This is a genomic window from Blattabacterium cuenoti (assembly GCF_014252075.1).
In the GTDB taxonomy this organism is placed as follows: Bacteria; Bacteroidota; Bacteroidia; order Flavobacteriales; family Blattabacteriaceae; genus Blattabacterium; species Blattabacterium cuenoti_AC.
This window is the reverse complement of the sequence record NZ_CP059209.1, coordinates 267342-282018: the sequence shown is the minus strand read 5'-3', so window position 1 is coordinate 282018 and position 14677 is coordinate 267342. Positions and strand designations below refer to the sequence as shown.

Here is a 14677-nt window from a genome sequence, read left to right as displayed (position 1 = left end):
AAGAATTCATTTTTTAAAATACACCATTTTTTATGGATAAAGTTTCTAATAAAAATGAACATAAAAAAATAAAAAACTTCTTAAGTTCCCAATTCATCTTCTACTTGGTCCATTTTTTCTTTATCTATTTTATTTCTTTTCCACCTATCTTCAAAATCAGATTTCATACGATGTACTCTTTCCCCAATTTTTTTGCTAATTTTTTGAAAATTATCTCTTAATTCTTCTGTTTTTTTTCCTAGTATATTTTTTATTTTTTCCTCTTTTCTTGGAGCTAACAGAATTCCCATTATTAAACCAGCCATGGTTCCTAGAATAACTCCCCAAAAAAAATTTCCTCCTCTTTTCATAAAGAATAACAATTTTATATTTTTACAGATAAATTTAATCAATTTACGCACAAAATTGTATTTGTGTATTTATGAAATATTTTTTACATGCTAATTAAAAAAAATTTTTCTCTCAAAAAATTGAATACATTTGGAATAAATGTTTATGCTCGTTATTTTGTAGAAGTGAAAAATATAGAAGATATTCAAAAAATCTTTGAGATATATCCATCTATTCCAAAACTTTTCTTGGGAGATGGAAGTAATATTCTTTTTTTAAAAAATTATTATCCAGGATTAGTCATGAAAATGGGGATAAAAGGAAAAAAGGTGATCCAAGAAAATGATTATAAAGTCATTGTCCAAGCTTTTGCTGGAGAAAATTGGAATGAATTTGTAAAATGGACCATAAAAAAAGGATTTATCGGGTTAGAAAATTTATCATTTATTCCTGGTACAGTTGGAGCTGCACCTATTCAAAATATTGGAGCATATGGAGCAGAAGTGAAAGATACTTTATTCAAAGTACAAGCATATGAAACGGAACATCAAAAAATAAGAGAATTTACACGTGAAGAATGTAAACTTCAATACCGTTATTCTTTTTTCAAACATCCTCATTACAGAAATAAATTTCTAATTTTATCTGTTTTTTTTCTTTTAAGAAAAAAATATAAAAAATTGAATACATCCTATGTGGAAATTCAAAAGGAATTAGAAAATATGAATATTAAAGAACCTACTACTCATGATTTAAGTAAAGCTATTTTTAATATTAGAAATCGTAAACTTCCAAATCCAAAAAAAATTGGAAATGCTGGGAGTTTTTTTATGAATCCTATAGTAAGTATTTTGGATTTTAAAAAACTAAAATATAGATATCCCGCTATTATTGGTTATGATATTTCTCATGATAAAATCAAACTATCTGCTAACTCATTAATTAAAAACACAGAATGGAAAAAAAAAAAAATTGGAGATGTAGGAGTATATGAGAAACAACCTATAATTTTGGTAAACTATGGAAAGGCTAGTGGAATGGATATATATTATTTTTCAGAAAAAATAACGAAAGACATAAAAAAAAAGTTTAGTATTCCTTTCTCAAGAGAAGTAAATATTATACGATAAAATGAATCAAATGAAACAATTTGACCTTTTTTTTCTTTTTATTTCCCCTTTTCAAGGAATGTTGGTTTGTTCCGTTCCGTATAACTTGATAAAAACTTGAATTTATGTCAATGACTATGACTTTAGAAAAATCAAAACAATACATAAAAAACAAAATCAAAGAAAAACCTGATTTTGGAATTTTATTATTAGGAAGTCAGTTTGATAAACTAATAAAGGAGATCCAAAATCCTATATGCATTTCTTATGAAGAAATACCCCTTTTTTCGAAAGAAAAATTATATGGAAAATTTCTATTTGGTCAAATAGAAGGAAAAAATGTAGTTTTTTTAATAGAACCTTTTTCTGAAGAAAATGGGACAAACTATTTTACTATTGTTTTGTGTAAAAATATAGGAATCGATAAATTAATATTAATTAATATTTCTGGAGGGGTTAATCCAAATTACAAAATGGGAGATGTTATGTTGGTTAAAGATCATATAAATCTTTTTCCAGAAAATCCTAATGTAAAAGATTTTATCAAAAATAGATTTTTTGAAATCACAGAAACATATGATAAAAACATGCTAGAAATTGCAGAAAACATAGCCATGAATCATAACATAATTATCCAAAAAGGAGTATATGTAGCTTTTCCCTATTCTAATTATAAAACCTACGCAGAACATTCTATGATACGATCTATGGGTGGAGATAGTGTTGGAATGAATATAGTCACAGATGTAATCACTGCTAGATGTATGAATTTACGAGTATTTGCCATGTCTATTATTGTGATGGGAGGATCTGTCTCTGAACCTAAAATTCAGAAAAATGCAGATTCTAGAAATCCATTTTTTCATGAAACGGAAAAATCTATATCTATTCTAATATTGATAGTTAAAGAATTTATAAAACTTTGTTGATAATTCATATCATATAAACATACTCAATTGATTGATAATATTTTTCGTAATTTTCATAAAAATATTTTTAATTTTATCGTTTTCTAAAACTCCAGGAATTCCCAAGTCTGAATATTCTCGGATTTCTTGTAACATAGGAATTTCTCCAAGAAAAAAAAGATTCATTTTTTTGGAAAAATTCTTGACTCCATTTTTTCCAAAAAAATAGCATTTTTCTTTGCTTTCTTTTGGAAGAAAATAAGACATATTTTCTATAATTCCAAGAATTGGAACAGAAATAGATTGAATACGAAACATTCCTACAGACCTATTTACATCTGACAATGCAATTTTTTGAGATGTACTAACTATAACAATTCCTTTTAATGAAATTTCTTGCAAAATAGATAAATGGATATCCCCTGTTCCTGGTGGTAAATCTACAATTAAAAAATCTAATTCTCCCCAATCAGTTTCATGAATAAATTGTCTCAAAACTTTAGTGACCATAGGGCCTCTCCAAACAATAGCCTCTCCATATTTTGAAAAAAAACCTATAGACAGAATTTTAACACCATAGCTAATAATAGGATTTATAATCCCATTTTTATGTATCCTTGCATTAATATCTTCCTCTTCAAGATTAAACATTAATGGGATAGAAGGTCCATATATATCAGCGTCTAATAATCCAACATGAAAACCCATTTTTACTAAAGAAACAGCTATATTAGTTGATATTGTGGATTTTCCAACTCCTCCTTTTCCAGACGCAACAGCTATTATGTTTTTGATTACAGGTTTGATATCTGATTTCATTTCTATTTTGATGGATATTGGATCTAATATATTTTGATTTTTTATCGAATGAGTTATATCTTTTATTAGTTTATTTTTGAAATGCATAGCGGGATTGGATAAACTCAAATAGATTATTATCTTATTACTTAATAAATCTATCTTTTTTACAAAACCAGATTCAATAATATTTTTATTATCAATAATAATAACATTTTCTAATGCTTTTTCAATTATTTCTTTCATACATAAAGAATATTCTATTTTTTTTGACTCACAATAGTACAAAAAAAAATTATAAAATAGTATGAATTTCTATTCCTATAAATTTCATAATCTTCATACAAAGATTATAGTTTTTAGATGGGCCCATTTTTTAGAAACAACGTTTTTAGAAAAGAGAATTATTTCCGATAAAGAAAAAATGTTTTTTTTATCTTTATCAAAAAAACGAAAAAGAGAGTTTTTAGGAATTCGTTATGTCCTGAGATATATAGGAATGAAAATAAATATATTTTATAATGAAAAAAGAAAACCTTTTCTTTTTTTTGAAGGGAAATATATTTCCTTAAGTCATTCTTTTGAAAAAATAGCCATAGCTATAAGCTCTTATCAGATAGGTATAGACATAGAAAAATTACGAAAAGACAATAAAATAGTTAAAATAAAGAAAAAATTTATTAGAGAGGATGAATCTATTTTTATTAATCCAAATTATGAAGAAGATTATCTGCATATTATATGGGGAATTAAAGAAAGTTTGTATAAACTAGAAGGAGGTCTTTTTTATAGTTTTTTAGATCATTATAAAGTTTCTCCTTTTTGTCTTAAAAAAGATGATAGGATATCATGCTGGATTCTAAAAAATACCTATAGTAAGAAATTTTCTGCTTTTTATAGAAAAATAGAAGAACATTATCTCGTTTATATTATAGATAAATGAATCAATCTAATGAATGATTGGATAGATATCCTTTTTTCCCCCTATTATAATAGTAACATTTTTTATGTAATTTTAGAATTTACAGCTGTATCATTTACAGTATTTAGTGTTTTTTTTGCTCAAAATAATAGTATATGGGGATATCCAATAGGAATAGTAAGTACTATAATATATAGCTATTTAACTTTTGTGACTTCTCTTTATGGTGATTTTATTATTAATCTGTATTACACGGTGATGAGTTTTTATGGATGGTATGTATGGCTGTATAAAAAGGATAAAAAAAATAAAGAAATGCCTATCACTTTTTGCAATCAAAAAGATTATTTTTACACGTTTATTTTGTTTTTCTCTACCTGTATTTTCAGTATAATGGTTTATTATTTTCATGGAAAACTTCAATCCCATTTTGATTGGATGGATGTATTGACAACAGGTATTTATTTTTCTGGAATGTATCAAATGTCTATGAAAAAAGTAGAAAACTGGATATTTTGGATGGTTGGAAACGTTATTTCCGTTCCTCTTTATTTTTTGAAAGGCTTTGTATTGACAGGAATTTTATTTATCATTCTTGTATTATTGGCTATAGCAGGATTTTTTATTTGGAAGAAAAAAGCACTCAATGAAATTTTATAGTTATTATTGAATTAATTGATTCACAACTTCATTGATATTATCGTATTCTTTTTCTATCCTTTTTTTAAGATTTTTGACTCTTATTTTATTTCTTTTAATTTCATTTTTACCTATACTAATAGTAAATGGAATATTATTATCATTAGCATATCTAAATTGTTTTCCTATTTTAACCGTATGAGGATATAATTGAGTGGAAATTCCTTTTTTTCTCAAAAACTTTATCATTTTATATGCATACAAAACCTCTTCATCTCCAAAATTAATAAACAAAACTTTTGAAGGATAATTAGAAATAGTCTGGAACAAATTTTCTTTTTCCATAGCTAAATAAATTCTATCTAAACCTAAAGAAAATCCTACTCCATAAGTATTTTTCATTCCAAATAAATTAGCTAATTGATCATACCTTCCTCCTCCACCAATAGAAATTAAATTTGAATGACCATTATTATGGAATGGAACAATTTCCAAGATTGTCCCTGTATAATAATTCATCCCCCGAGCTAAAGAAATATTCCATTCCAATTTTGTGTTTTGTAAAGAAATTTTCTTTATATTTTGATAAATAAAACTCAGATCTTTGATCCCCTTTTTTCCTTTTTTAGAATATTGAAAGGCTACAGTCAAATCTTTTTCTTTTTTAGAAAAATTTTCTTTCATATCAAAAAAAAATGCTATTTTTTCAAATGATTGAGATGATATTCCTTTACGAAGCATTTCTTTTTTGACTAAATCTCTTCCAATTTTATTCCATTTATCTAAAGATGTAGTAAAATCTTTCCATAAATTATTTTTTATACCAGAAATTTCAACTAATCCTCCTAATATATCTCTATGATTAATATAGATTATGATAGGAAAATTCAATTTTGTAAAAATCTCGTCACAAAGTTGAATTAATTCTATTTCTTCCCATAAAGACCAAGAAGAAGAAATGATATCTGCATCACATTGATAAAACTCTCTAAATCTTCCTTTTTGAGGGTTATCAGCACGCCATACAGGTTGTATTTGATATCTTTTAAAAGGAAAAACGATTTCATTTTTATGCATTATCACATAACGTACAAAAGGAACCGTTAAATCATATCGAAGAGCTTTATTAGATAGATGTTCTTCCAAAAATTTTTCAACATTAACCGTTTTTTCCTTTTTTTCCTTACTATTGATTTTTCTGAAAACATCTGAAATTATTGTTTTTAAAACATTTCCTGAATGAAGTAATTTAAACATCAAATAATCTCCTTCTTCTCCATATTTACCAACAAGAGTAGAAATCTTTTCAAAAGAAGGGGTTTCTATAGGATAGAAACCAAAAAGTTCAAATTTTTCTCTAATAACTTGAATTAAATAATTTCGTTTACTCATCTCAATTGATGAAAAATCCCTGGTCCCTTTGGGAATATTAGGTAATTCCATAATCAATGAATCTTATGAAAAATGTTAAAAGTCATTGAACTTTTCATTTTTATGATTTTCTTTTTTACGAGTACGTTTTTTGAATATTTTCTCATCATTTTCATTGTATGAAATAGGAAGATCAAAACTGTCTTCTAGCATCATATATTTTTTATGTTTTGTTTCGACAAAATTTGAATCAATAGCTTGATCAAAAATGCTTTTTTTTTGATTTAATGAAAATTTTTCTTTCTTATTCTTATAATAAGGTTGATTTGAAGGTTTTTCTGAATGATTTGAATTTGTAGAAGAATAAGGATCTTTTCGTTTAGAATAAGAATGAATTTCTTCTACTTTTGTTAATCTTTGTTCATAAGGTTCTTCCAACCTATGAAAAATTTTTTTTTCTTCATGATTAATGGCTCTCTGAATTTCCGTAGGAAATCCTGTAGCTACTATAGTAACTGAAATACTTTCTTCCAAACTTTCGTCTTCTCCTATTCCCATAATAATGTTAGCATTGTTTCCTGCTTCTGCTTGGATATAATCACTGATAATTCCAATTTCATCTATAGTAATTTCTATTCTTCCTGAAACAATAAGCAAAAGAACATTTTTAGCTCCCGTTATCTTATTATCATTCAATAATGGAGAATCCAAGGCTTGCCCAACAGCCTCTTTTGCTCTATTTTCACCAACAGAAATAGCCGACCCCATAACGGCAGTTCCACTTTCTTTAAGAACAGTTCTAGTATCTCTTAAATCTATATTTTGTTTATAATGGTGAGTAATTACTTCTGCAATGCCTTTAGCTGCAGTAGTCAAAACTTCATCTGCTTTTGCAAATCCAGCTTTAAATCCTAGATTTCCATATAATTCTCTCAATTTATCATTATTAATCACAATGAGAGAATCCACATTTTTTCTTAATGCTTCTATTCCTTTTTGAGCTTGTTGTAATCTCATTTTTCCTTCAAAATGAAATGGAATTGTTACGATCCCTACAGTCAAAATGCCTTTTTCTTTAGAAATTCCTGCAATAATTGGTGCAGCACCTGTTCCCGTTCCACCTCCCATTCCTGCTGTAATGAATGTCATTTTAGTATTAGAATCTAGAACACTTTTTATTTCTTCCAGACTTTCTAAAGCAGCCTTTTCTCCTACTTCTGGGTCTGCTCCAGCTCCTAGTCCTTCCGTAATCGAAGCTCCTAATTGAATTTTTACAGGAACTGGATTATTATTTAAGGCTTGCGCATCCGTATTACATGCTATAAAATCTACGCCAGTAATTCCTTGTTCAAACATGTGACTTAAAGCATTACTTCCTCCACCTCCTACTCCAATGACTTTGATTGCAGCTGAACGATTTTTCGGAAATCCAAATTGAACGTTCTCTTTTTTTTGTATAAAATCTTCTTTTTTCATTTCATTGTTTATTATTCTGTGTCATTCAATATTTGACGGAACTTATCTGCCCAAATTTCAAGAAAAGATTTTGATTTTGTTTTATTTTTTTTCTTTGAATAATCCGAATTTTCTTCATAATTTAATTTCCGGTTTTTATTATAAAATTTTGTAGAAATAAACTCAGAAGTGTGATTTTCATCATGTCTATGTCCCATATCTGTTGTACAAAGATATTTTTTTTTATCATCAAGTCCTTTAATTACTAAACCTATAGACGTTGCATATTCTGGATTACTTATAAGACCGTTTTCTCCTCCTGCAATATGTTCATTAGAATAACCTATACGTACATCCATCCCAGTAATATATTCCGTTAAAGGACGAATATGGTTTAATTGAGAACCTCCTCCAGTCATAACTAATCCTGCAATCAGTCTTTTCTTTTGTTCTTCATTTCCATAATTTTTGATTTCCACATTGACTTGTTCCATTATTTCACATACTCTTTTATGGATAATTTGAGAAAGATGTTTCAAAGAAATTTCTTTAGGATCACGACCTCTTAATCCAGGAATACAAACAATTTCTGTTTCTTTATTTTCTCCAGGCCATGCAGATCCAAATTTGATTTTTAGTAATTCTGCTTGTCGTTCAATAATCAAACAATCTGTTTTAATATTTTCAGTAATAACATTTCCACCGAAAGGAATGACTGCAGTGTGACGAATAATGTTATCTTTAAATATAGCAATATCAGTGGTTCCTCCTCCTATATCCACTAAGGCAACACCAGCTTCTCTTTCTTCGGTGCTTAATACAGCTTCTGCAGAGGCTAAAGGTTCTAAAGTCATTCCAGATAAATTCAATCCTGCTGCTTTCACACATCTTCCAATATTACGAATAGAAGAAATTTGTCCTACCACTACATGAAAATTTGCTTCTAAACGACTTCCATACATTCCTATTGGTTCTCCTATTTCTGCTTGACTATCGACTTTATATTCTTGTGGAAGGACATGAATTATTTCTTCTCCTGGAAGCATCAACAATTTATGAACTTGATCTATTAATTTTTGTATATCTTTTTGATTGATTACATTTTCAAAATCTAATCTAGTAATATAATCATTATGTTGTAGACTTCTAATATGTTGCCCAGCTATTCCAACAATAACTTCTTTTATTTTTAAACCAGAACTATGTTCTGCTTCAGATACGGCTTCACGAATAGCTTCAATCGTTTGAGTTATATTGTTTACAACCCCTCTATGCACACCTATACTTTTAGATCTTCCTATGCCTAAGATCTCAATTTTATTATATTCATTTCTCCTTCCTACCATAGCTACAATCTTTGTGGTTCCCACATCAAGACCTATAGCTATATCTTGATATTCCATAGACTTATCTTTTTTTTGCGACTACTTGGTCTTTATATTGCAAATCAATACTTTTATATTGATTAGTATCTATTTTATTTAGGTACTGCTTATAAAATGCTTTTAATTTATTTAATTTATTTTTAAAATCCTTGATATTTCCTAATATAATATGATGATTTCCTATTTTTGGGATTAAAATAAATGAGTTATAATCATTTTTTTTGATGCTAATGATTTGGTTTTTGAGTAGTTCATCAGAGTTTATAAATTTGACCAAGTCAGCTAAATATTTTTTTTCTTTTTTTGAAAAAGGTCCTTTTGCTAAAATAACTTTTGAAGAATAAAAAGGAGAAAGTTCTAAAACTTCTGCATCTTTGGTCAGATAATATTCTTGATTTCCATTTCTTATTCTTAAAATAGGTTCTTTCTGCCAAATTTTTATATTTAGGGTGCCATCTACACTAAGAAAAACTTCAGATCTTTTTACAAAAGGATAATTATTTAATTTTTTTTCCATCCTCAATATACATAATTGACCGATTTTTTTTTCAATTTTTTCTATTTTAGAAAATAGAATATTTTTAATGATTTCTTCATTTAAAAAATGGTTTTTGGATAATGTATCAATGACTATATTGACCTTTTTTAGGTTTCTGTTTTTATGTATTTTTTGAGAAAAACAAAAAAGGGAAAACATAAAAATTATATATAATAATAATATCAGGATAAAGGATTTATTTTTCATTTATCCATATCGTTTATACAACCATTTTTTTATAGGAAGAATTAAGGTATCTATATCACCAGCTCCTATTGTAAGAATAATATCAAAATGTTTATGTTTTTCTTTAATTTTTTCTAAAACCTTGGATAAGGTAGATATTTCTTTATTTTTAGAACTCATTTTTATTTTTTCTAATAAACTACTTGAATTAATTCCATCCATGGGAAATTCTCTAGCTGGATAAATCTTTAATAAGATTAAAAGATCAAGATGTTCTAAACTTCTCGCAAAAGATTTTTCAAAAAATTTAGTTCTACTAAATAAATGAGGTTGAAAAATCCCCAATATTTTTTTATTTGGAAAACATTCTCTAACAGTTTGAATCAAAGAATTTATTTCTGTAGGATGATGTGCATAATCATCTATATATATTTTCTTTTTGGATTGATAATGTATGGAGTATCTTCTTTTTATTCCTTTAAATAGAAACAAAGCTTTTCTTACTTTTTCTTTATTAATTTTTAGATAATCAGATATGGCTAATGCTGCTGTGACGTTTTTTAAATTGTGTATTCCTGGAATAGGCAAAGGTAAAGATTTCCATGTTTCTGTAGGAGTATGAAAATCAAAATACCATTTATTTCCTTTTATAGAAAGATGATTCGAATAATAATTTGCTTTTTCTATCACTGAATAATAGATTGCGTTTTTTGATGGAAAAGACTCTTCTTGACAAAGAAATATTTTTTTATATGGTTTTTTTATTCTGTTTAAGAAAGCTATATAAGCATTTTTCAAAGTTTCTTTTTTTGGATAAGTATCCACATGATCCTGGTCAAAAGACGTAACACATGCAATATTAGGAGATAAGTATAAAAAAGAACGATCAAATTCGTCTGCTTCTACCAAAAAAATTTTAGTTCCATTCAATATGATATTAGATTGATAATTTTCAGAGACTCCTCCTAAAAAAGCAGTAATATGAATTCCTGCACTATATAAAATATGTCCTAATAAGGTACAAGTGGTTGTTTTTCCATGTGTTCCTCCTATGGCTATACAAATTTCATTTCCTATGATCAAGGACAATACTTGAGAACGTTTTTTTATATTTTTCCCATATTTTTTTAAATAGATCCATTGTTGATGATTATTCGGAATAGCTGGAGTATACACAATCAAACATTGTTTAGACAGGACCCATTTAGGTAATATTTCTATACAATCATGATAATTTATGGAGATCCCCTCTTTTTCTAATTTTTTAGTCAAAAAAGTTCTACTTTGATCATGACCACAAACTGTTTTTCCCATAGCATGAAAATATCTAGCAAGGGAACTCATCCCCATCCCTCCTATTCCTAAAAAATAAAAAGAATCAACTTGATTTAAGTTCATAAAATAATTTGTAAAATCTCATTGACAATATCATTTGTCGCTTCAGGTTTTCCTAATCGCAGAATATTTCTACTCATTTTTTTTTTCATGCTGGAATCATTCACTAATTGTATAGTTGAATCCACTAATTTTTTCTCTATTTCCTCATTTTTAATAATTAAAGCCGCCTCTTTTTCTTCTAATATTTTAGCATTTCTATTTTGATGATCATCGGAAGACCAAGGAAAAGGAATTAATATGTATGGTTTTCCTATTAAACATATTTCTGATATAGTTAAAGCTCCAGCTCTAGAGACAATAATATCTGCAGCAGCATAACATGTCGGTATATTTTCAATAAAATCCATTAAAATAAAATTGGAATGATGAGACATTTTATTCTTTTTAATTCTATGAATATCAAATTTACCAACTTGCCAAATAAGTTGCATATCTAATTCTATTAGTTTTTTTAAACCTTTTATCCAAGCGTTATTCATACTATTGGCCCCTTGACTCCCTCCTATAGATAAAATAATAGGTTTTTCTACTTTTAATCCTAAATGAATACAAGCTTTTTCTTTACTAGGTAATTGGAATATTTCAGATCTAACTGGATTTCCAGTTATTATGGTTTTTCCTTTTGGAAAATATTTCTTGGATTGCTCATAAGCAACACATACTTTATGAGCATAACGAGAAAATATTCTATTAGTTAATCCAGGAAAAGAGTTCTGTTCTTGAATAAGAATAGGAATTTTATTTTTTTTTGCAGCATATAAAGTAGGAAAACTTACAAATCCACCTGTTCCAACAACTATATCTGGAGAAAATTTTTTGATAATTTTATTTACCAAAAAAAAACTATAAATCAATTGTATAGATAAAATAAATCCTTCTATAGATAAAAATTTATCTTTTCCTCCTGAAATACAAATTCCTTCAATAGAATATCCAAACTTAGGAATTTCTTTCATTTCCATATGATTTTTAGATCCAATAAACAAAATATTGATTTCTGGAATTTGTTTTTTCAGTTCGTCTGCAATAGCTATTCCCGGATAGATGTGTCCACCAGTCCCTCCACTCCCAATAATTATTCTAGGTGAAATATTATTGTTCATGATGAATTATAATTTTATTAGTTGAATTATCATATATAATTCGACTAACACTTAATATGATCCCAAAACTAAAAAAAGTAACCCACATGGAAGTCCCTCCAGCACTAATTAGTGGTAAAGTTTGTCCTGTTACTGGAAATAAACCAACAGCTATTCCCATATTAATGAGTGCTTGATTAATAATAGGGAACCCAACAGATAATACCAATAAAGAGCAAAAATAATTTTTAACTTTAGTAGCTATGACCATAATTCTAAGTAAAATAAGTAAATAAATAAATAAAAGAATCACTCCTCCAACAGATCCATATTCTTCTATTATAATAGCATAAATAAAATCAGAAGAAGATTGCGGAAGAAAAGCCTTTAGAACACTTTTTCCTGGACCACGACCAAATTTATTTCCTAAAACAATAGCCGTTTTAGATTGTTTCATTTGATAACTTTCTTCAGATTCATGATCCAAAAATTTTTCTATACGACTTTTCCATGTATAAACTCTATTCATAGGATTTTTATCTCCCCATTTTATAACAGAATAAATATAGATTCCTGCAAATAGAATTCCCATTAATAAAACTCCGATAACACCTGTTAATGGATATCCTCCTATAAAAAGTAAAATTAAAACGGAAATAAAAACAATAATTGCAGTAGAACCATTAGCTGGGAAAATTAATCCAATAATAAAAAATATAGGAAACAATAAAGAAAAAAAAGAGTTTATAAAATTTATACGTTTTTTCTTTTTTTGAGCCAAATATCTAGCGCAATAAATAAAAAGAACTAATCCAGCAATGCTGGAAGTTTGAAAAGATATGTTAAGAATGGGAATGTGCAACCAACGAGAAGCATTAACTCCATCCAATTCTTTTCCCTGACTAATAGTAAAAACTAATAAAATGAACACTACAGGCATAGAAAGCATAGACATACGATAAAAATATTTATAGTCTATAAATTGAGTAAAAAAAAGAATGCAAAATCCAACTAACAAAAAAAGAGCATGTTTTAACAAATAACTAAAAACTGTATTTGTTCCTCCATATGTAGTCACCAAATTAGTACTAGCGGAATATACTGGTAAAAAAGAAAATATAGCCAATAAAGAGATGAAAGCCCATAGATATCTGTCTCCTTTTAGATATCTATTGAAAAAAACATCTATTTTTCTCATATTTTTTCAGAAAAAAGTTTTTTAACTTCTTTTTTAAATTTGTTTCCTCTTTCTTTATAATCTTTAAAAAGATCAAAACTAGAACAAGCAGGAGATAGCAAAATATTATATCCATGAAAAGACAATATATAAGCCATGTAAACAGCTTTTTGAATACTTTTAGTTTCCAAAATGATATCAATAATATCTTTAAAAGAATTTATAATTTTTTCATTATTTATTCCTAAACAAATTATAGCTTTTACTTTTTCTTTAACCAAGGGAATTAATTCTATATAATCATTTCCTTTATCTTTTCCTCCTGCTATCCATATAACAGGTCCATTTATACTTTTTAATGCATAAAAAACAGCATTAACATTCGTGGCTTTAGAATCATTAATAAATTGAATTCCATTGATATTGAGTATTTTTTCCATACGATGTTCTATAGGTTTTAATTTTAATATCATAGGAATTATTGATTTTTTTTTAATGTTTAATATTTTGAATATCATTAATGAAGCCATAATATTGTATAGATTATGATCCCCTATTAGAGGAATATCTTTCACATTTAAAAGAAATATTTCTTGATTTTTTTGATTTCGAATCAATATTTTGTTATCTTTTATGTAAGCGCCAATATGTAATTCTTCTTTTATAGAAAAAGGAATACAGTGAGAAAAAATAGGAAACTTTTTTAATCCCTTTCTTATAAGAGGATCATCATGATTATAAATGAAAATATCTTCTTTTTTTTGCAAAGTTGCTATTTTAAATTTAGAGGACATGTAACTTTCAATATCATCATATCTATTTAAATGATCTTTTGTAATATTTAATAAAACTGCAATATTTGATCGAAAAATGGAGCTATCATCTAATTGGAAACTGCTTACTTCTAATACATAAACGTTTTTTTTTTTATAACTTCTTTAGAAAAACTACGTCCAATATTTCCCGCTATTCCAACATCAATTCCTTCTCTTTTAAGAATTTGATAAATTATGGAACTGGTCGTTGTTTTTCCATTACTTCCTGTTATACTTATTACATAAGAGTGATTTAGATAACTTTTTCCAAATTCTAATTCGGATTGAATAGGAATTCCTAAAAAGTTAATTCTTTTTATAAAAGAATTTTTTCTAGAAATACCAGGACTTTTTATTACTTTAATAGGGTTTTGAGCTATTATACTTTCTGTATGCCCTTTTTCCTCAAAAGGAATTTCATTTTGAATTAAAATTTTTTTGTATTTATTCAAAATAATTCCTGAATCAGACAAAAATATTTTTAATCCATTTTTTTTAGCTAATAAAGCGGCTCCTACACCACTTTCTCCTCCTCCCAATATTACTATTAATTTTTTTTTCATT

At 27.1% G+C, this 14677-nt stretch carries 13 protein-coding genes and 1 pseudogene; 4 read left to right on the top strand and 10 right to left on the bottom strand.

Annotated elements, in window-relative coordinates; translation table 11 throughout:
* Positions 1-80: 80 nt before the first annotated feature.
* Positions 81-350, bottom strand: coding sequence for a YtxH domain-containing protein (locus H0H47_RS01345; RefSeq protein ID WP_185866243.1), 270 nt, complete (start codon positions 348-350; stop codon positions 81-83).
* An 87-nt stretch (positions 351-437) separates the two neighbouring features.
* Here H0H47_RS01345 and murB point away from each other — a divergent pair, with 87 nt between their 5' ends.
* Complete coding sequence (murB, locus tag H0H47_RS01340) at positions 438-1460, top strand: UDP-N-acetylmuramate dehydrogenase (protein ID WP_185866242.1); 1023 nt, start codon at positions 438-440, stop codon at positions 1458-1460.
* A 104-nt stretch (positions 1461-1564) separates the two neighbouring features.
* Complete coding sequence (locus H0H47_RS01335) at positions 1565-2368, top strand: purine-nucleoside phosphorylase (RefSeq protein WP_185866241.1); 804 nt, start codon at positions 1565-1567, stop codon at positions 2366-2368.
* Between the two features lie 9 nt (positions 2369-2377).
* Here H0H47_RS01335 and H0H47_RS01330 read toward each other — a convergent pair whose 3' ends face one another.
* Positions 2378-3391 (bottom strand): Mrp/NBP35 family ATP-binding protein, encoded by a 1014-nt coding sequence (locus H0H47_RS01330; protein WP_185866240.1) that lies wholly within the window; start codon positions 3389-3391, stop codon positions 2378-2380.
* 61 nt (positions 3392-3452) lie between these two features.
* On the opposite strand from H0H47_RS01330, the gene H0H47_RS01325 reads away from it, so the two are divergent.
* Positions 3453-4088, top strand: coding sequence for a 4'-phosphopantetheinyl transferase family protein (locus H0H47_RS01325; RefSeq protein ID WP_185866239.1), 636 nt, complete (start codon positions 3453-3455; stop codon positions 4086-4088).
* 9 nt (positions 4089-4097) lie between these two features.
* Positions 4098-4727, top strand: a complete 630-nt coding sequence (gene pnuC / locus H0H47_RS01320; RefSeq protein ID WP_185866238.1) for a nicotinamide riboside transporter PnuC — start codon at positions 4098-4100, stop codon at positions 4725-4727.
* A 3-nt stretch (positions 4728-4730) separates the two neighbouring features.
* Here the strand turns inward: pnuC and hisS are convergent, their stop codons facing one another.
* The 8 genes and pseudogenes from hisS to murD all read right to left on the bottom strand — a co-directional run bounded on the left by hisS (position 4731) and on the right by murD (position 14676).
* Positions 4731-6149: a histidine--tRNA ligase gene (hisS, locus tag H0H47_RS01315; protein WP_185866237.1), complete on the bottom strand. Its 1419-nt coding sequence runs from the start codon at positions 6147-6149 to the stop codon at positions 4731-4733.
* Between the two features lie 24 nt (positions 6150-6173).
* The gene (gene ftsZ, locus H0H47_RS01310) at positions 6174-7553 is read right to left on the bottom strand and encodes a cell division protein FtsZ (protein ID WP_185866236.1); all 1380 of its coding nucleotides are present in this window, start codon (positions 7551-7553) and stop codon (positions 6174-6176) included.
* An 11-nt stretch (positions 7554-7564) separates the two neighbouring features.
* On the bottom strand, positions 7565-8935 hold the full coding sequence (gene ftsA / locus H0H47_RS01305; RefSeq protein WP_185866235.1) for a cell division protein FtsA: 1371 nt from the start codon (positions 8933-8935) through the stop codon (positions 7565-7567).
* 4 nt (positions 8936-8939) lie between these two features.
* A complete protein-coding gene (locus tag H0H47_RS01300; protein WP_238785098.1) occupies positions 8940-9614 on the bottom strand; it encodes a cell division protein FtsQ/DivIB in 675 nt (224 codons plus the stop codon).
* A 48-nt stretch (positions 9615-9662) separates the two neighbouring features.
* The gene (gene murC / locus H0H47_RS01295) at positions 9663-11039 is read right to left on the bottom strand and encodes a UDP-N-acetylmuramate--L-alanine ligase (RefSeq protein ID WP_185866233.1); all 1377 of its coding nucleotides are present in this window, start codon (positions 11037-11039) and stop codon (positions 9663-9665) included.
* Positions 11036-12142 carry an undecaprenyldiphospho-muramoylpentapeptide beta-N-acetylglucosaminyltransferase gene (gene murG, locus H0H47_RS01290; RefSeq protein ID WP_185866232.1) on the bottom strand — a complete coding sequence of 369 codons (1107 nt, stop codon included), beginning with the start codon at positions 12140-12142 and terminating at the stop codon, positions 11036-11038. Before murG ends, murC begins: the two co-directional genes overlap by 4 nt.
* Positions 12132-13319 carry an FtsW/RodA/SpoVE family cell cycle protein gene (locus H0H47_RS01285; protein WP_185866231.1) on the bottom strand — a complete coding sequence of 396 codons (1188 nt, stop codon included), beginning with the start codon at positions 13317-13319 and terminating at the stop codon, positions 12132-12134. Before H0H47_RS01285 ends, murG begins: the two co-directional genes overlap by 11 nt.
* Positions 13316-14676, bottom strand: a pseudogene (gene murD, locus H0H47_RS03215) (UDP-N-acetylmuramoyl-L-alanine--D-glutamate ligase). The gene H0H47_RS01285 and the pseudogene murD overlap by 4 nt, the downstream one beginning before the upstream one ends.
* Position 14677 lies beyond the last annotated feature (1 nt).

Coding starts and splice junctions, on each gene's coding strand:
- H0H47_RS01325 (WP_185866239.1), top strand. CDS start 3,453: ATGAATTTCTATTCCTATAAATTTCATAATCTTCATACAAAGATTATA.
- murG (WP_185866232.1), bottom strand. CDS start 12,142: ATGAACAATAATATTTCACCTAGAATAATTATTGGGAGTGGAGGGACT.
- hisS (WP_185866237.1), bottom strand. CDS start 6,149: ATGGAATTACCTAATATTCCCAAAGGGACCAGGGATTTTTCATCAATT.
- ftsA (WP_185866235.1), bottom strand. CDS start 8,935: ATGGAATATCAAGATATAGCTATAGGTCTTGATGTGGGAACCACAAAG.
- H0H47_RS01330 (WP_185866240.1), bottom strand. CDS start 3,391: ATGAAAGAAATAATTGAAAAAGCATTAGAAAATGTTATTATTATTGAT.
- murB (WP_185866242.1), top strand. CDS start 438: ATGCTAATTAAAAAAAATTTTTCTCTCAAAAAATTGAATACATTTGGA.
- H0H47_RS01345 (WP_185866243.1), bottom strand. CDS start 350: ATGAAAAGAGGAGGAAATTTTTTTTGGGGAGTTATTCTAGGAACCATG.
- pnuC (WP_185866238.1), top strand. CDS start 4,098: ATGAATGATTGGATAGATATCCTTTTTTCCCCCTATTATAATAGTAAC.
- H0H47_RS01300 (WP_238785098.1), bottom strand. CDS start 9,614: ATGTTTTCCCTTTTTTGTTTTTCTCAAAAAATACATAAAAACAGAAAC.
- H0H47_RS01335 (WP_185866241.1), top strand. CDS start 1,565: ATGTCAATGACTATGACTTTAGAAAAATCAAAACAATACATAAAAAAC.
- murC (WP_185866233.1), bottom strand. CDS start 11,039: ATGAACTTAAATCAAGTTGATTCTTTTTATTTTTTAGGAATAGGAGGG.
- ftsZ (WP_185866236.1), bottom strand. CDS start 7,553: ATGAAAAAAGAAGATTTTATACAAAAAAAAGAGAACGTTCAATTTGGA.
- H0H47_RS01285 (WP_185866231.1), bottom strand. CDS start 13,319: ATGAGAAAAATAGATGTTTTTTTCAATAGATATCTAAAAGGAGACAGA.